The sequence below is a fragment of the Bacillus sp. MM2020_4 genome (assembly GCF_011250555.1).
Taxonomy (GTDB): domain Bacteria; phylum Bacillota; class Bacilli; order Bacillales; family Cytobacillaceae; genus Neobacillus.
In genome coordinates, this window is the sequence record NZ_JAANMZ010000002.1 from 36,842 (window position 1) to 54,605 (window position 17,764).

The 17,764-nt window shown below is 41.6% G+C and carries 15 protein-coding genes; 2 read left to right on the top strand and 13 right to left on the bottom strand.

Annotated features, from left to right (window positions below; all coding sequences use genetic code 11):
• Positions 1-25: 25 nt before the first annotated feature.
• From G6554_RS01975 to G6554_RS02030, 12 genes are all read right to left on the bottom strand, one after another.
• Positions 26-463: a BrxA/BrxB family bacilliredoxin gene (locus tag G6554_RS01975; protein ID WP_166238228.1), complete on the bottom strand. Its 438-nt coding sequence runs from the start codon at positions 461-463 to the stop codon at positions 26-28.
• A 104-nt stretch (positions 464-567) separates the two neighbouring features.
• Positions 568-1,686, bottom strand: coding sequence for a methylmalonyl Co-A mutase-associated GTPase MeaB (gene meaB, locus G6554_RS01980; protein WP_166238230.1), 1,119 nt, complete (start codon positions 1,684-1,686; stop codon positions 568-570).
• Positions 1,687-3,828 (bottom strand): methylmalonyl-CoA mutase, encoded by a 2,142-nt coding sequence (scpA, locus tag G6554_RS01985; protein ID WP_481747896.1) that lies wholly within the window; start codon positions 3,826-3,828, stop codon positions 1,687-1,689. It abuts the gene before it with no gap.
• A gap of 37 nt (positions 3,829-3,865) precedes the next feature.
• Positions 3,866-5,731, bottom strand: a complete 1,866-nt coding sequence (locus G6554_RS01990; RefSeq protein ID WP_166238235.1) for a methylmalonyl-CoA mutase subunit beta — start codon at positions 5,729-5,731, stop codon at positions 3,866-3,868.
• A 136-nt stretch (positions 5,732-5,867) separates the two neighbouring features.
• On the bottom strand, positions 5,868-7,157 hold the full coding sequence (locus tag G6554_RS01995) for a 2-oxo acid dehydrogenase subunit E2 (RefSeq protein ID WP_166238237.1): 1,290 nt from the start codon (positions 7,155-7,157) through the stop codon (positions 5,868-5,870).
• A gap of 15 nt (positions 7,158-7,172) precedes the next feature.
• Positions 7,173-8,156, bottom strand: coding sequence for an alpha-ketoacid dehydrogenase subunit beta (locus G6554_RS02000; protein WP_166238239.1), 984 nt, complete (start codon positions 8,154-8,156; stop codon positions 7,173-7,175).
• A 12-nt stretch (positions 8,157-8,168) separates the two neighbouring features.
• Positions 8,169-9,164 (bottom strand): thiamine pyrophosphate-dependent dehydrogenase E1 component subunit alpha, encoded by a 996-nt coding sequence (locus G6554_RS02005; protein WP_166238241.1) that lies wholly within the window; start codon positions 9,162-9,164, stop codon positions 8,169-8,171.
• Positions 9,165-9,207: 43 nt separating this feature from the next.
• On the bottom strand, positions 9,208-10,629 hold the full coding sequence (gene lpdA / locus G6554_RS02010) for a dihydrolipoyl dehydrogenase (RefSeq protein WP_166238243.1): 1,422 nt from the start codon (positions 10,627-10,629) through the stop codon (positions 9,208-9,210).
• A gap of 22 nt (positions 10,630-10,651) precedes the next feature.
• Entirely contained in the window at positions 10,652-11,770 is a 1,119-nt protein-coding gene (gene buk / locus G6554_RS02015) for a butyrate kinase (RefSeq protein WP_481747892.1), read from the bottom strand.
• Between the two features lie 205 nt (positions 11,771-11,975).
• Positions 11,976-13,079 (bottom strand): branched-chain amino acid dehydrogenase, encoded by a 1,104-nt coding sequence (gene bcd, locus G6554_RS02020; protein WP_166238247.1) that lies wholly within the window; start codon positions 13,077-13,079, stop codon positions 11,976-11,978.
• Positions 13,080-13,108: 29 nt separating this feature from the next.
• A complete protein-coding gene (gene yqiS, locus G6554_RS02025) occupies positions 13,109-14,014 on the bottom strand; it encodes a phosphate butyryltransferase (protein WP_166238249.1) in 906 nt (301 codons plus the stop codon).
• A gap of 131 nt (positions 14,015-14,145) precedes the next feature.
• Complete coding sequence (locus G6554_RS02030; protein WP_166238251.1) at positions 14,146-16,215, bottom strand: sigma-54 interaction domain-containing protein; 2,070 nt, start codon at positions 16,213-16,215, stop codon at positions 14,146-14,148.
• Positions 16,216-16,404: 189 nt separating this feature from the next.
• On the opposite strand from G6554_RS02030, the gene G6554_RS02035 reads away from it, so the two are divergent.
• Positions 16,405-16,638, top strand: a complete 234-nt coding sequence (locus G6554_RS02035; RefSeq protein ID WP_166238253.1) for a DUF2627 domain-containing protein — start codon at positions 16,405-16,407, stop codon at positions 16,636-16,638.
• Between the two features lie 57 nt (positions 16,639-16,695).
• Here G6554_RS02035 and G6554_RS02040 read toward each other — a convergent pair whose 3' ends face one another.
• The gene (locus tag G6554_RS02040) at positions 16,696-17,424 is read right to left on the bottom strand and encodes a glycerophosphodiester phosphodiesterase (RefSeq protein ID WP_166238255.1); all 729 of its coding nucleotides are present in this window, start codon (positions 17,422-17,424) and stop codon (positions 16,696-16,698) included.
• A gap of 37 nt (positions 17,425-17,461) precedes the next feature.
• Here G6554_RS02040 and G6554_RS02045 point away from each other — a divergent pair, with 37 nt between their 5' ends.
• On the top strand, positions 17,462-17,593 hold the full coding sequence (locus G6554_RS02045; protein ID WP_166238257.1) for a YycC family protein: 132 nt from the start codon (positions 17,462-17,464) through the stop codon (positions 17,591-17,593).
• The last annotated feature ends 171 nt before the right edge of the window (positions 17,594-17,764 follow it).

Sequence of the window (17,764 nt, forward strand, 5' to 3'; positions counted from 1 at the left end):
ATTGGGAGATTGGCTCTTTACTTCATTAAAATTCTTCACAGTATTCATCAAATTCCTTCTGCAGTTTGGAAACGACTGTCGCAGGATCAAAGCCTTCGATTTGATGTCTTTCCACCATGGAGCAAATCTTGCCGTCCTTTAATAGGGCGAAAGAAGGTGAGGATGGCGGATAGCCTGTGAAATAGCTACGCGCCGTTTCCGTTGCTTCCTTATCCTGTCCAGCAAAAACGGTAACTAGATGATCAGGACGTTTATCATAATGGACGGCATGTGCTGCTGCGGGTCTTGCCACACCACCGGCACAACCACAAACAGAATTGATCATAACTAAAGTCGTTCCTTTTTGCGACAATGCCTCTTCTACGTCAGTAGGTGTTTTCAGTTCTTTATATCCAGCTGATGCAATTTCCTGACGTGCCTGGTTAACCACATCATTCATGAAAAAATTAAAATCCATGCTCATAAAAAACACTCCTTTATGTTATGTAATGTATATAACAATATAACTACATCATAACAGTAAAAATGCATTTTTTCCAATCTAAAAAAACTGCCGAAACCGGCAGCTCATTCGTTTAAAAAAGTATGGAATAATGTTTCTACAGCAATCGCCACTGTGGTTTCACCCGCAATAACCTCATTTTCTAATTTTGGCAGTTCCTGTTTAACACCCTCATGATGGTAAAAATAAAATTGGAGCTGGTCGGTAATCATGGAATAAAGCCATTCTCGCGACTGAGACTTTCTTCTATTTTCAAATACCCCTGATCTTTTCCCCGTTTGTTCGAACGATTGAATAACATCCCAGATTCCACTGATTCCTTCATGTGTTATGGAGGAACAGGTATATGCCTTTGTTGCCCAGCCTTTTGTTGCAGGCTGCAGAAAATGGAGGATTCGGTTATACTCTTTTCTAGTCTGCTCTGCTTTTGGCTTATTCTCACCATCTGCTTTATGAACAAGGATGGAATCAGCTAATTCCATAATCCCTTTTTTCATTCCCTGGAGCTCATCACCGGCTCCCGTCAGTACAAGAAGCATGAAAAAATCCACCATATCGCGAATAATGACCTCACTTTGTCCAACACCAACCGTTTCGATTAGAATCACATCAAAACCGGCAGCCTCACAAAGTAACATCGCTTCCCTCGTTTTTCGATGAACCCCACCCAGTTTTCCCGCTGTTGGAGAAGGGCGGATAAAGGCCCTCGGATTTCTAGACAAGTGTTCCATCCTTGTTTTGTCCCCTAGGATACTACCGCCGCTAATACTGGAGCTTGGATCAATGGCTAACACGGCTACATTGTGGCCCAAGCCGCAGAGGTAAGTTCCAAACGCTTCAATAAAGGTGCTTTTGCCGGCACCGGGCACACCGGTGATACCAATTCGTATCGACTTCCCGCTATGGCGGTGGAGCTTTTGCAGCAGCTGCTGCGCCTTCTTGAAATGCTGCCCGGCATTGCTCTCCACTAGGGTAATCGCCCTTGCCAGAATTCCCCTATCTCCTTTTATGATTCCTTCATAGAGCTCATCAACTGTGGGCTCAGAGGAACTGCGTTTTTGAAAACGGATATTTTTTTGAATGGCTGCCGTTTGACCCTCGATCTCCTGTCCCTTTCTTACAACGCTAGAACAGCTTCCTGGGTTATTTGGGTCACTCCATTCCGGTTTATGATCCGTGCCCATTTATTGTGCCACTTCCTCATAACCAAGTTGCTTATATATCTCCTTGATTACTTTTTGTGCAGACACTGGGATAATCGTTCCCGGACCAAATATGGCCGAGGCTCCATGTTCATACAAAAATTGATAATCTTGAGCCGGTATAACACCACCGATGACAACTAAAATATCTTCTCGTCCTAATTTTTTCAATTCATTCACGAGCTGCGGTAATAAAGTTTTATGTCCTGCCGCAAGCGAACTGAACCCAATAACATGGACATCATTCTCAACAGCCTGCCTCGCCGTTTCTTCGGGTGTCTGGAATAACGGGCCGATATCCACATCGAACCCAAGATCAGCGAATGCTGTGGCAATAACCTTTGCCCCGCGATCATGACCGTCCTGCCCCATTTTGGCAATGAGGATCCGCGGTCGTCTTCCTTCATTCTCAAGAAATTCATCGGTCATTCTTTTCACTTCTACTATCTCTTCTTCATTGTTAAAGGCGGTACTATATACACCGCTAATCGAACGGATTACCGCTTTATGTCTGCTGGCAACACGCTCTATTGCATCAGAAATTTCTCCTAGCGTTGCTCTTACTCTTGCCGCTTGAACCGCAAGACCTAACAAATTGTCTTCCCCTGTTTCCGCTGCTTTTGTTAATGCGCTAAGTGCCTCGCCAACTTTTTGGTCATCACGGGCGGACTTTAATTCGTTTAATTTTTCAATTTGTTTTAATCGGACAGCAGTATTATCAATATCCAAAATATCAATGGCCTCTTCTTTTTCAAGACGATAACGATTGACGCCAATGATTGTTTCTTTCCCGGAGTCAATTTGTGCCTGCCTCCTTGCAGCAGCCTCCTCTATCCTCATTTTCGGCAGTCCTGTTTCAATTGCCTTCGCCATACCCCCAAGACCTTCAATCTCTTCAATATGCGTCCATGCTCTTTGGACTAATTCATCCGTCAGCTTTTCTACATAATAAGAGCCCGCCCATGGGTCAATCACGTTGGTAATACCCGTTTCTTCTTGTAAAAACAATTGCGTGTTACGTGCGATTCGGGCCGAAAAATCTGTTGGCAGGGCGATCGCTTCATCTAATGCATTAGTATGCAGGGATTGTGTATGACCCATTGCTGCTGCATGTGCCTCAATGAGTGTCCTTGTGACATTATTAAATGGGTCCTGTTCCGTCAAGCTCCAGCCGGATGTTTGCGAATGTGTTCGCAATGCCGATGACTTTTCATTCTTAGGATTGAATGATTTCATCATTTTTGCCCAAATCAAGCGTCCCGCACGCATTTTAGCAACCTCCATGAAGTAATTCATCCCGATTGCCCAGAAAAACGATAGCCTTGGAGCAAATGAATCAATTTCTATTCCCGCTTTAAGGCCAGTTCTTACATATTCCAACCCATCAGCTAAAGTATAAGCCAATTCAATATCTGCAGGTGCACCGGCCTCCTGCATATGATAGCCGGAAATACTGATACTATTAAACTTTGGCATGTATTTGGAAGTGTATTCAAAAATATCGGCAATAATTTTCATCGACATCTCCGGTGGGTAAATATACGTATTCCGCACCATATATTCTTTTAAAATATCATTTTGGATGGTGCCTGATAATTTCTCTTGACTTACCCCTTGTTCCTCCGCCGTCACGATGAAGAATGCTAAGATTGGTAATACAGCACCGTTCATTGTCATCGAAACGGACATTTGATCAAGTGGTATCCCATCAAATAGTGTTTTCATATCAAGGACTGAGTCGATTGCAACTCCCGCTTTCCCCACATCCCCAACCACTCTTGAATGGTCTGAGTCATAGCCGCGATGTGTAGCTAAATCAAAGGCGACCGATAATCCTTTTTGCCCCATGGCCAGATTGCGGCGGTAAAAAGCATTACTTTCTTCAGCAGTTGAAAATCCTGCATACTGCCTTACCGTCCATGGACGGTTTACATACATGGTTGGATATGGCCCTCGTGTATATGGAGGGAGTCCTGGAAGGTTTTCAAGATGCTCTAGCTCATCCCGATCTTCTTTTGTATAAAGCGGTTTTAATGTGATTTGCTCATTTGTTTCAAACAGTAAGTCATCAATAGTCGTTACAATTTCCTGTTTAACTTTTTCCTGCCATTCTTCCTTAGTAATAAATTTCTGCTCATCAAACAATGAACTATTTTGAAAATCAGGCTTTTGTCTTTTCAATGGTGTTCACCTCCATGTCAGCTAAAAGGGTGGAAATGGCTTCATAGCAGTTACTTTTTAAATGAATAAACTGTTTAATACCCTCGTTCATCCACCTGGCTTGATTTTCTTTTTCAGGGAGCCCCGCTAAGTAAAAAGTTCGCTCAGGCAATTCTGCCTTCAAGCCCATTAAAATTTCATGACCCAAGGATTCATATTGGTCATTCGTACCACATAGACAAAAGTATTTAACGGGTTGTTGTGTAACAAATTGTCTAGCATCTTCTACCGTTAAAATAGGGCGGCCTTCTACAGTGTTGATGCCACCGGAAGCAAAAAATCCCTTCATAAAATCGAGTCTTGACTTATATTGTTTTAATTCTCCTAGACAAATCATGCCGACAGTCGGTACAGATCCAAATTTCCCTTCAAGATACTTCGCTTTACTGCGCAATTCCTCAAATGGTTCGGCCAATCTCTTAGATGTGACAGCTTCGATTCTTACTCCACCTGCAAAACGAGATTGTTCCCTCGAAAGTGGTCTGCTGGGTACTGTTTCATCTAAATTCGCATAAACATTTGTGCCAACAATACTTTGCTTCCTTGTCTGAATATCAAGATTCCTTCTTTCATAGACAGAGGTAATTTCATGCTGCAGCCAATTCGTTTTTAATACTTCAAGGATGCCGCCACTGGCTTCGATTTGTTGAAAGAAGGACCACGCCTTTTCAGCTAATAGGTTTGTTAATTCTTCCACATACCAGGAACCACCTGCAGGGTCAATCACTTTTTTCAGATGTGCTTCCTCTTTTAAAAGAAGTTGGACATTTCTAGCAATCCTTTCTGAAAAGGGTGTTGCGCCACTGTGTTCATCGAAAGGACTTACATGTAAATATTGAACACCACCAATGACAGCCGCAAATGCTTCATTCCCTGCTCGAAGTAAATTTACATGTGGGTCATGTACAGTTTTAGTGGAAGAAGATGTTTCTGCAGCAATCATCATTCCGCGAGACTTTTCATTTACACTGTATAGTTGGGTGATTCGATTCCACAGAACACGTGCTGCCCTCAGTTTAGCAATCTCCATGAAAAAGTTTCCGCCAATCGCAAATTGAAAGACCATTTTACCGAGGATTTCTTCTAGTTCCATTCCTTTTTCCTGAAGCTTTTCGAGATAATATACCCCTTCTGCTAAAGAAATACCGAGCTCTTGAACCCCATTCGCCCCGCCATTATGATATGGCACCGTGTCGATTAAGATCGTACGTAAATTAGGAAATAATATACTCGATTGTTGGATATTTTTAAGCCAATCCTTGAGAAATTCTTCTGAAATAAGACCATCCTCTGCAAATAGTGCAACCGGATCAGCACCGATATATCCGCAGATTTGGTCTTGTCCATCCAAATTAGTTACTTGCTTATGAAAAGCCAATTGTAAATCTTTGGCGTTGATAGCAAATGGGTATTGGACATTGAAATTCCCTAAAACGTTGACAAGGCTTTCTTCTCTTTCAAATAGTGCCTCCTTAACATCAAATGAAATAGCAGATTGTCCTTTTTCAAACGATTGATGGAGTTTCACTTGCAACTCTTCAGGCGTTTGATAGGAAATACGCTGTGCGGCTATCCATTCATTTGTCCTATATCCAAGCGGGTAAATCCCTCTTCTAAAATCCGAAGCACCTGGAAATTCCGAAATTGGCTGCTCATCTGTCTTGGAATAAAGCGGTTTCAAAACTATATTTTCATATGTAGTAGTTTCTAAGGATTTAACTGTTTTTCCTTTTAGAGATGACTCCGCTTTCTCCTTCCATTCATCCATTGTTTTAATAGCAAATGCCTGACTTTTTATTTTCCCCAATCTTCTCAACTCCCTTCCACTTATTTAATTGAAATAAAATTCAATTAATTCTCCTACGTACTATTTTATGGTATTTACATAAGACTAGCAATACATTAAACCAAACAACCGCTGCATCGGATGCAGCGGTTATTTCTTAATAAATTGACGTTGTAGATTTTGATGTATTTTCTAGAATTTCTTTCACACGCTGTAAGAATCGGCCGCTAACAAGTCCGTCCAGGACTCTGTGATCAAGTGACATACATAGGTTCACCATGTCACGGACCGCAATCATGCCATTGTTCATCACAACTGGGCGTTTGACAATGGATTCCACTTGGAGAATCGCAGCCTGTGGGTAATTGATGATTCCCATTGATTGAACAGAGCCAAACGAGCCTGTATTGTTTACCGTGAATGTTCCACCCTGCATATCGTCAGACTTCAACTTTCCAGTTCTCACTTTCACAGCAAGCTCAGAAATTTCACGGGCAATCCCCTTTATCGTCTTTTCATCTGCATTCTTAATAACAGGAACAAAAAGCGCATCATCGGTTGCAACCGCAATTGAGATATTGATATCCTTCTTTTGAATAATCTTATCCCCGGCCCACATCGAATTAATCTGCGGGAATTCTTTTAAAGCTTGGGCAACTGCCTTCACAAAGAAAGCAAAGAAAGTTAGATTAAATCCTTCTTTTTTCTTGAATTCATCTTTAAGAGAGTTTCGATATTCCACCAAATTGGTTGCATCGACTTCGACCATTGTCCAGGCATGTGGTGCTTCATGCTTGCTGCGCAGCATATTTGCAGCGATTGCTTTTCGAATGCCTGTTACAGGTATCTCAATATCGCCGGCTGCCACTGGAACATTTACCGCTGGGGCTGGGGTAGACACTGGCTTTCCTACATCTTGTTTAGTAGACGGTGCCGATGCTGGCTCCTTCTGCGCTTCAACCTTTTGAGAAGTAGTAGGAATATTTCCTGACTCGATTACTCTCAACAGGTCTTTTCTTGTAATCCGCCCGCCCGCACCAGTACCTGACACTTGGGTTAAATCAATCCCATGTTCTTGTGAAATTTTCAGAACAGCAGGTGAATAACGGGCTTTGCTGCCTTGTTCTGCTTGAATCGCATCAACAGTGTCACTGGACGTTTCCTTTTGTTCGCTTCCAGATGCTGACGGTTCCTCAGCAATACCGCCTTCAATCTCAATCGTACAAATAATCTCCCCAACGGCAAATGTATCGCCTTCGTCTGCAATTAGCTCTTTGATCACACCTGTAAAGGAGGATGGGACTTCCGCATTTACTTTATCTGTCATTACCTCTGCAAGGGGATCATATTTATTGACTTTATCGCCGACAGATACTAACCATTTGCTAATCGTACCTTCGGTTACACTTTCCCCTAACTGAGGCATTTTAATTTGTTCCATTGCCACTATTTCCAAACCTCCTTAATACTCAGCAAGCTCGCGCATTGCTTTTTCGACCTTTTCAGGGTTTACCATAAAGAATTTTTCCATTGTTGGTGCATACGGCATTGCCGGAACCTCAGGACCAGCCAGGCGCTTAATTGGAGCATCCAGGTCAAACAAACAATGCTCGGCGATAATTGCTGAGACTTCACTCATAATGCTTCCTTCTTTTGTATCCTCTGTTACAAGCAGCACTTTACCTGTCTTAGACGCGGCCTCAATGATCGCTTCTTTATCAAGTGGATAAACGGTACGTAAATCAAGAATTTGAGCTGAGATTCCATCCTTAGCAAGTTTTTCTGCTGCTTGAAGGGCAAAATGAACACATAGTCCATAAGTGATTACCGTGATGTCATCGCCTTCACGTTTTACATCTGCTTTTCCGATTGGTAATGTATAATCTTCTGTTGGTACTTCGCCTTTAATTAAGCGATAGGCACGTTTGTGTTCGAAAAATAGCACAGGATCATTATCACGAATCGCTGCCTTCAATAGACCTTTTACATCATAGGGAGTAGAAGGCATCACAATCTTCAATCCGGGTTGGTTTGCAAATACGGCCTCAACCGATTGGGAATGATAAAGTGCCCCATGCACCCCACCGCCGTATGGTGCCCGAATCACCATCGGACAGCTCCAGTCGTTATTTGATCGATAGCGAATTTTTGCCGCTTCTGAAATAATTTGATTTACTGCCGGCATGATAAAATCAGCAAATTGCATTTCAGCAATCGGACGCATGCCGTACATCGCGGCACCGATTCCTACCCCCGCGATTGCAGATTCGGCAAGTGGTGTATCAATAACTCTTTCTTCGCCAAATTGCTCATACAAACCCTGAGTAGCTTTAAAAACGCCACCTTTTACACCAACATCTTCACCAAGAACAAACACCTTTGGATCCCGTTCCATTTCTTCTCGAATGGCCATTGTTACTGCGTCAATATAAGAAATTACTGCCATGTTCCGTCCCCCTTACATGTTCCCATAAACATATTTCAATGCATCCTCTGGTGCTGCATACGGGGCATTTTCTGCATAATCAGTAGCCTCGTTTACTAATTTCATTACGCGATCATTGATTTCTTTTTCCAGCTCATCATTCATGACGCTAGTTTCTTTTAAATAAGCGCCAAAAGTGATAATTGGATCTTGTGTTTTTGCTTTGGCCACTTCATCAGGTGCCCGATATGAACGATCATCATCATCAGATGAGTGCGGTGTCAGACGGTAAGAAACCGTTTCTATCAACGTGGCGCCCTCACCGCGGCGACCGCGGTCAGCAGCTTCTTTTACCGCTTTATAGACTTCGAGCGGGTCGTTCCCATCAACAGTAAATCCTGGCATTCCGTAGCCAATTGCTCGATCCGATACTTTCTCGCAGCCTAATTGTTTTTCAATCGGGACGGAAATGGCGTATTTATTATTTTCACACATAAATATGACAGGAAGCTTGTGAACACCAGCAAAGTTTGCACCCTCGTGGAAATCCCCTTGGTTAGAAGAACCTTCACCAAACGTGACAAAGGTTACAAGATCTTTTCTTTCCATTTTTCCTGCCAGGGCAACACCTACTGCATGTGGAACTTGTGTCGTTACCGGCGATGAACCAGTAACAATCCGATTTTTCTTCTGACCAAAGTGACCTGGCATTTGCCGCCCGCCGGAATTCGGATCTTCCGCTTTGGCAAAACCTGAAAGCATCAATTCCTTTGGTGTCATACCAAACGTTAACACCACACCCATATCACGATAATATGGCAGTACGTAATCCTTATCCTTATCTAGGGCAAAGGCAGCACCAACTTGGGCGGCTTCTTGACCTTGACATGAAATAACGAACGGGATTTTACCTGCACGGTTTAATAACCACATCCGCTCGTCTATACGGCGAGCCAAAAGCATCGTTTCATACATTTCCAAAACCTTTTCATCGCTTAGACCTAAAGCTTCATGACGCTTTTCTACCATTAATTCCATACCTCCCGAATGTTCGCCTAAAAAAATTATTTATTTATGAATGAATTGCTTTCCCGTCGACTGCAAGTGCAGCCTCGCCAATCGCTTCTGATAAAGTTGGATGTGGATGAATCGTATGAGCCACTTCCCATGGTGTCGCATCTAAAACCATTGCAAGTCCCGCCTCTGTAATCATATCTGTTACGTGCGGACCAATCATATGCACCCCTAGAATATCATTGGTCTCATCATCGGCGACAATTTTCACAAATCCATCGGATTCTCCAAAAACAAGTGCCTTACCAATTGCCCTGAAAGAGAACTTTCCAACCTTTACTTTATAACCTTTTTCTTTTGCCTGATCCTCTGTTATCCCAACGCTGGATACCTCTGGATTACTATAAATACATCTTGACACTAAATTATAATCAAATGGTGACGGATCTTTACCGGCAATATGTTCGACAGCTACAATCCCCTCATGTGATGCCACATGGGCCAATTGTAATCCGCCAATCACATCGCCAATAGCATAAATATGTGATTCTTTCGTTTGGAAAAATTCATTTGTGGCAATAAAGCCTTTTTCCACTTGGATTTCGGTATTTTCTAGTCCAATTCCTTCCGTATTTGCCTGACGACCAACAGAGACAAGGAGTTTGTCAGCTTTATATTCCTTCACGCTACCTTTAACCTCCGCAGAAATAGCGACACCGTTATCCCTTACAAGCGTCTCGGCTAAAACCTTTGCACCTGTTACAAGTTTAATACCTTTTTTCTTCATCAGCCGTTGCATTTCCTTTGAAACTTCCTTATCTTCCGTCGGAATAATGCGATCAGCATATTCAATCACAGTAACCTCAACACCGAAATCAGAAAGCATGGATGCCCATTCGATGCCAATAACACCGCCGCCCACGATAATAATGGAACTTGGAAGTGCTTCAAGCTGTAAAGCTTCGTCAGAAGACATCACATAATTGCCGTCTATTTCGAGTCCGGGAAGTGTTCTTGGTCTTGAACCAGTAGCAACAATTACATTTTTAGGAATAAGCATTTCATTTTCGTTCCCATTGTTCATTTCAACCGAAATAGTTCCAGGCATTGGCGAAAAGATAGATGGTCCAAGAATCCTGCCAAGCCCTTCATACACATCAATCTTACCTTGCTTCATCAAATGTTGGACACCTTTATGTAGTTGATCAATTATTTTATTTTTTCTTTCTTGTACTTTACCAAAATTCAAGGATACTTCGCTCGTGATGACTCCAAAGTCCTCACTATGTTTGGCAGTGGCAAACACCTCTGCACTTCTTAGCAGCGCTTTACTGGGAATACAGCCCTTATGAAGACATGTGCCGCCTAGATTTCCTTTTTCTACAATCGCTGTTTTCAAGCCAAGCTGTGAGGCGCGAATAGCAGCTACATAGCCGCCTGTTCCACCGCCAAGAACGACTAAATCGTATTCCTGTGACATTTCTTATTCCTCCCCATTCTCTTTAAATTTTTGCAGTTGTAAAATTTCCCGGATATAACTTTACTTCTTCCTCACCACGTAAGACCCTTATAGCGCCTTCAGCTAATGCTTGAAGTTCATTTTCACCTGGATGAACAATAACGTCGGCGATCCAATTAATCCGATCTGTAATGGATTTCACAAAGTCTTTCCCGTATGCCAGTCCCCCTGTAAGGATAATCGTATCCACCCTGCCGGAAAGTACAGTACTAGCTGCCCCAATTTCCTTTGCCACCTGATAAGCCATCGCCTCATATACAAGCTTTGCCTCTTGATCCCCAGCTTCTATTCTCTGTTCTACTTTAACGGCATCATTTGTTCCGAGATAGCCAACAAGACCCCCTTGACCAACAAGTCTTTTCATGATTTCTTCCCGGTAATGTTCTCCTGAAAAGCAAAGGGCTATTAAATCACCAGCCGGTACAGTTCCTGCGCGCTCAGGGCTAAAGGGGCCATCACCATGCAGACCATTATTGACATCTATTACTTTACCATGTTTATGGACGCCAACGGTAATTCCGCCGCCCATATGGGTCACAATCAGATTTAATTCGTTGTATTTTTTCCCCATCTCCCCTGCCACTCTTCTTGCGACAGCTTTTTGATTTAAGGCATGGAAAATACTTTTTCTCTCAATTAAGGAGAATCCAGAGATCCGTGCAATTGGATCCAGTTCATCGACAACAACCGGGTCGACAATAAAAGAAGGAATATTAAGACCATTGGCAATTTCATAAGCAATAATTCCACCTAGGTTCGATGCATGCTGTCCGTAAAAACCAGAACGTAAATCCTTTAGCATCAATTCATTAACAGCATAAGTTCCGCCTTCAATCGGACGCAGCAATCCACCCCGTCCGCAAACAGCCGATAATTTAGAAATGTTGATCCCTTCATGATCCAGTGTTTCCAAAATAGTATTTTTTCTAAATTCATATTGATCAATTATAGTTGAAAAATGATTAATTTCCTCCGCCTCATGGCGGATTGTTTTTTCAAAAATGGAAATTTCATTATCGAAGACTCCGATTTTGGTTGATGTTGAGCCTGGGTTGATGATGAGAATCCGATATTTATTATCTGGCAACGTAGTGACCTCCATTAACAAAAACATCTTAATTAAAGGCAAACGCGCTGAATTTTCCATTCAGCGCTTTGCCGTTCTAATATTTCAATGAATATCTGTCTAGCTCCAGCGCCTAGGGGCTCGGGGTCATAAGCCAATCCGTCAAGAAGGTAAAGAACAACCTTCTCGCCGGCTCGTCTTATGCCTGTCGCCCCTGATCAAGGCGCTTACGCTTTTCCGATTACCTAGAAATTCTGTGGCTAAGAATGTGATGGCCATTTTGCAAAAATTGGCTTCTGGAATTACGGATTCTCTCAATTCTTTCTTCCGCCATCCGGTCAGCTGCCACATAGGTAGGGATGCTATCACGTTTTGAAATTTCGATTACTTTTTCAATTGTTGAATAGAGCTGTTCAACCTTTTTCATTGCCCGTTCTTGGTTGTATCCGTAAAGCTCATCCGCAACATTGATCACTCCGCCCGCATTAATAACGTAATCCGGTGCATAGACAATACCCATTTCATGAATGATATCACCATGGCGAGTATCCCTTAATTGATTGTTAGCCGAACCGGCAATTACTTTCGCTTTTAATTGTGGGATTGTTTCATCATTAATGGTCGCTCCTAAAGCACATGGGGCGTAAATGTCACATTCAACACCATAGATTTCATCAGGGTCTACCGCAAGTGCACCAAATGCTTCAACCGCCCGATTAACTGCTTCTTTATTTATATCTGTAACAATCAGTTGCGCTCCTTCTTTATGCAAATATTCACACAAGGTATACGCTACATTTCCAACACCTTGAACCGCTACTACTTTCCCTTCAAGCGAGTCCGTTCCAAATGCCTCTTTTGCAGCAGCTTTCATTCCGCGGTAAACGCCATAAGCTGTAACTGGTGATGGATTACCTGATGATCCGAATGCAGGGGATATTCCCGTAACATAATCGGTTTCCTCGTGAATTAAATCCATATCAGCCACCGTTGTACCCACATCTTCTGCTGTAATATATCTGCCATTTAATCCTTGAATGTATCGGCCAAATGCTCGGAACATAGCTTCATTTTTATCTTTCCGAGGATCGCCAATAATAACGGTTTTCCCTCCGCCAAGATTTAATCCAGCTGCCGCATTTTTATACGTCATCCCTTTGGCTAGACGAAGGGCATCTTCTATTGCAGCCTCTTCTGATGCATATGTCCACATCCTGGTGCCGCCTAATGCTGGCCCTAGGGTTGTATCGTGAATAGCTATAATCGCTTTTAAACCAGATTGCTTATCTTGACAGAATACGACTTGCTCATAATCAAATTTCTCTAAGTACTTGAATAATTCCATTGTTTGTTTCCTCCTCGAATGTTGACTATCTATTTTTTTACACAGCATAGCGCTAAGGCAAGCGAATACAGCTTACTTTCCGCAGAATCAGCTCTAGATGTTAACACAATTGGTGCTTTTGCTCCCGCAATTATCGCACCAACCTTAGCATTTGCAAAATAAATTAACGATTTATACAATACATTTCCTACTTCGATGGTAGGTACTAATAGGATATCAGCTTTTCCTGCAACCTCACTGATAATTCCTTTGTGTTCGGCAGCCAGTGTTGATACAGCATTATCTAAGCCAAGCGGCCCATCCACGATGCAGCCGGATATTTGTCCTCGTTTATTCATTACCGTTAACGCTGCTGCATCCATTGTTGCCTGCATGACAGGATTAACTACCTCGACTGCGGCGATTGGCGCCACTTTTGGGTTGTCAATTCCAACTGACTTAGCAAGTGAAACGGTATTCATAATAATTTGCGCCTTTTGTTCTAAGTCAGGGGCAATATTCATTGCAGCGTCAGTTATAATAGTAAAATGATCGTAACCAGGAATTTCAAAAAAAGCAGCATGCGATAAAACGTTTCCGGTTCTAAGACCAAATTCCTTATTCAGAACAGCTTTTAAAAGGACGTTGGTTGGAACATTACCTTTCATTAATACATTTGCCTCTTTGTTAGATACAGACTTAACGGCTAACTCAGCAGACATGGCAATGGATCCGGTTTCCACAATTTTTATTTCATTCCTGTTTATCGGCTTATTCTTTTTCTTTTCAATTAGAGAAATAATTTCTTTTTGATCACCGAACAGGATAAAACGTGCAAGATTTCGGTCCAATGCATCAATCACTGCTTCAATAACTTCAGCATTTTCTGCCGCAGCAACCGCAACTGTATTTTTACTTCCCTGGGTTGCTCTGTCAATTAGTGAATCTAGCAACAAGTTGTCATCAACCCTTTCCCCTTTTCTGCAACACCGATATATTAATATGCAAGAACCATGCCAAGAATAAATTAATGAAAACGCTTTATTCTCCGTATTCTCGTTGCGCAAAATTTTTCAATACATGCAATTTATTGCATGCTATTTTTTTCAATTTTGTATTTGTCTAGTTTATAATATAAATTTCTCACGGATAATCCAAGTGTTTTAGCTGTTAATGTTTTATTCCCATTTAACCGGAATAGAGTTTGCTTGATGATTTTGGCTTCATATGTCTCCAGCATATCTGATAATGATTGCTCTAACTCATAGGATTCATTAAAACTTGTGACAGGAGGCTCACTTCCTGCTTTTTTCAACTCGGGTAAATGATGAACATCTATTAACGTCTCATAATAATTCATAAAAATAATGGCTCTGCCAAGAATATTTTCCAATTCCCGTACATTTCCGGGCCAGTTATAGCCCATTAATTGGAGTAAAGCCGCGTGCGTTACCCCTTCAACATTTCTACCATAATCCCGATTTATTTTTTGAATCAACCGCTCACATAAAACGGGAATCTCTGCTTTTCGCATCCGTAACGGTGGAATATGAATTGGCATGCGGTTTAAACGATAGTATAAGTCTTCCCTAAAGGATCCTTTTGCAATACCCTTTTCTAAATTAACATTCGTAGCAGCAATGACTCTTACATTGATGGTAACAGGCTTTGTTCCGCCAACACGAATGATTTCATTTTCCTGTAGTACCCGTAATAGCTTTGCCTGAGTATTAGCTGAAAGCTCCCCAATCTCATCTAGAAAAATGCTGCCATTATTTGCTTCTTCGAAAAGACCTCTCTTGCCCCCACGAATAGCACCGGAAAAAGCCCCTTCCTCATAACCAAACAATTCACTTTCTAATAACGATTCAGAAATAGCCGCACAATTGACACGGACAAACTTGTTATATTTACGATCACTTGCATTATGTATAGCATGGGCAAATAACTCCTTACCCGTTCCTGATTCACCTCGAAGAAGGACGGTTGCAGGTGTCTTAGCTCCTAACTTTGCCTGCTCTATGGCAAGCATCATTTCATCAGAATGGCCAATGATATCCTCAAAGGAATATTTGGCCTCTAGGGTACGGATAATTTGTCTTGCTCGGCTTAATTCCCTGCTTAGTGATTTCATTTCAGACATATCATGGATAACTCCGACACTGCCTTTTAATTTCCCTTTAACAATGATCGGGGCAACATTCACAATTACTTCCTTTTTATTTGGCCCCACTCTCATCGGCACACCCCGAACAGCCCTTCTAGTTTGCAGTACCTTCATATGCATACTTTCACCCTCAGAGATGTCTGCCGTTGCAGGCTGCCCTATTACTTGCTCTTTTGTCAGTCCTGTTAAGCGGGTATAGGCAGGATTTATCAGGATTCCCCGTCCATTCTCATCGACAACAGATATAGCATCATCACTCGAATGGATGATGGCTTGCAGCATGGTTTGAATTTCCTTTAAATCTGTGATTTCCTCTGCCAGATTAACAACCTCTGTTATATCCTTAAAAACCGCAAAGGCACCGATTAATGTACCATTTTCTTCAATAATCGGAATCCGTGTTGTGATGATTTTTCGGTCATTACTTAAAACCATTTCTTGATTTGCCTCTGTTCTCCTCGTTTCTAAGATGATGGGAAGCCTGCTTGAAGGAATAACTTCTAATACCGTTTTTCCGATTGCTTGCGCTTTTTTCACGCCCATAATTTCTTCAGCGCGTTTATTAAACAAAATCACTTTTCCATGTTGGTCAATGACCACCATTCCATCATTTGTAGCGTTAAAAATTAGTTCCTGCTGATATGATTCATTTTGGTGTTTAGCAACCAGTTCCTCTTTTTCCTCTATTAATTTTGAAACAAGGAAGGCCACACTTCCTGGAATTAATACAGTTTTTTTATTTCTTGTCTCTCGTAATTCTTGAAAAACAGTGTCATCCCCTGTTACTTCGATAATAATATCGATGTGTTTAGTTAGAAAAGGCTGCCAGCTTGTTCCTGTTTTTATCCCCTCCTCTTTTGCCAATAAAATGCCTGGTGCATCTTCATTTCTGTCAATGACCACTTCGACATTTAAGACCTCTGATTCTTTTAATATTTTTAAGATTGCCGTTCCACCTTTGCCGGCACCAACAATCATAATGTTTTGCATTTTTTCTACCCCTTTTATGTCAAGAAACTTATTTCATCCCATTTTAGGAAATACATGCAATTTTCTTCATTATTATCTATTTTATATTCAAACACAAACCTTGACAATTTTCAGCTATGTAATAATATTTTCATGAGATATAATTTACATATACCGAAAAAGTAAAATCGAAATTGGAAGGATTTATTTATGATACGTATTATAGCCCTTTTCATCGTTGTGATTCCCGGTGCTTTAGCTGCCTTGGGAATTAAATTAATGCGCGATATGACTTTTGGGATTCTACAGGCGCCATTTCCAAATTTGTTGTTACAATTTTTAGTTGGATTGATCTTTTTTATTGGCGGACTTGGTTTTGTAGCCGGCTTTATTTTTCGCAGGGATCGTAAAAGAAATAAAGTACAGGGAAGGTTTAAAAAGTAATAAGAAAAGCGGCGGGAGCGCTATGCCAGGAGATGGAGCTAAACAAAAAAGAGGCCGTTATGGTCTCTTTTCATACTGTTTCCTTATTCGAAGTGCCTTTGCAGGGTCATCAGTAATAATGGCTGTACAATTAATATTAAAGAGCCGGTTCATGTCAGCTTCTTTATTAACGGTATAAGGACGTACGGCAATTCCATTTTCCATCGTATGAATGATGATGTTATCAGACATCGCTGAATGTTTTGGATGAATCCCTTTTGCTCTTATGGACTGTGAATAAATCCAAGGCATATAGATCCCCTCAATAAAAAGCGGGGCTGTTTCAATTTCCGGTGCTATCCGATAACTATAGACGATACTATAGTGATTAAAAGAAGAAAGAATAACCCTGTCCGTTAGACTGTATTTACGGATTAACTCGATGACCTTATCTTCCATGCCTTCATAGGGAATCAGCCCATTTTTTAGCTCTATATTACAAATGAGCTTATTTGTTTTCATCCATTCCAAAACTTCTGTTAAAGAGGGAATGGGTTCTTTTTTGACTCCCTTTTTATTGGCATTAAGTTTTCTAATTTCTTTATATAAAAAATCTTTGACAAAGCCATTTCCGCTTGTTGTTCGGTCAACTTTTTCATCATGGATTACAACAATTTCGCCATCCTTTGTCAATTGAACATCAAGCTCTATACCATCTGCACCTGCCTTTTCTGCTTCCCAAAAGGCTGCCATAGTATTTTCTGCATTAGAAGCAGAATAACCGCGATGAGCAAAAATCTGTGTCATTTTTTCACTTCCCAACTTTATTATGGAGGCATTACAAATGAAACCTTTACAGTTATCACCGGAAACAGCAATAAAACTTTCTCAGAAATTAAATGTACCGATAGAACAGCTTATGCATATGCCGCAGCATATTCTCATCCAAAAACTAATGGAACTAAGAAAAGCGTAAGTGCCCTGTTCAGCGGCGTATGGCCTGGAGCGCTCCAACTGAGATAAAGGAAACACGAAGAGCCGGAGGCGCATTCGTGCTTGACTTATCGTAGGGCGGAGAGCGAAGGACACTAGCCGCTAGGGCTCTGGAGCTGGACATTTCCCAACCTAGAAATTTCATTCATACAAG

Coding starts and splice junctions, on each gene's coding strand:
- buk (WP_481747892.1), bottom strand. CDS start 11,770: ATGGAGGTCACTACGTTGCCAGATAATAAATATCGGATTCTCATCATC.
- G6554_RS02000 (WP_166238239.1), bottom strand. CDS start 8,156: ATGGCAGTAATTTCTTATATTGACGCAGTAACAATGGCCATTCGAGAA.
- G6554_RS02040 (WP_166238255.1), bottom strand. CDS start 17,424: ATGACACAGATTTTTGCTCATCGCGGTTATTCTGCTTCTAATGCAGAA.
- G6554_RS02005 (WP_166238241.1), bottom strand. CDS start 9,164: ATGGTAGAAAAGCGTCATGAAGCTTTAGGTCTAAGCGATGAAAAGGTT.
- G6554_RS01975 (WP_166238228.1), bottom strand. CDS start 463: ATGAGCATGGATTTTAATTTTTTCATGAATGATGTGGTTAACCAGGCA.
- meaB (WP_166238230.1), bottom strand. CDS start 1,686: ATGGGCACGGATCATAAACCGGAATGGAGTGACCCAAATAACCCAGGA.
- bcd (WP_166238247.1), bottom strand. CDS start 13,079: ATGGAATTATTCAAGTACTTAGAGAAATTTGATTATGAGCAAGTCGTA.
- G6554_RS02045 (WP_166238257.1), top strand. CDS start 17,462: ATGAAACCTTTACAGTTATCACCGGAAACAGCAATAAAACTTTCTCAG.
- G6554_RS02035 (WP_166238253.1), top strand. CDS start 16,405: ATGATACGTATTATAGCCCTTTTCATCGTTGTGATTCCCGGTGCTTTA.
- G6554_RS02030 (WP_166238251.1), bottom strand. CDS start 16,215: ATGCAAAACATTATGATTGTTGGTGCCGGCAAAGGTGGAACGGCAATC.
- lpdA (WP_166238243.1), bottom strand. CDS start 10,629: ATGTCACAGGAATACGATTTAGTCGTTCTTGGCGGTGGAACAGGCGGC.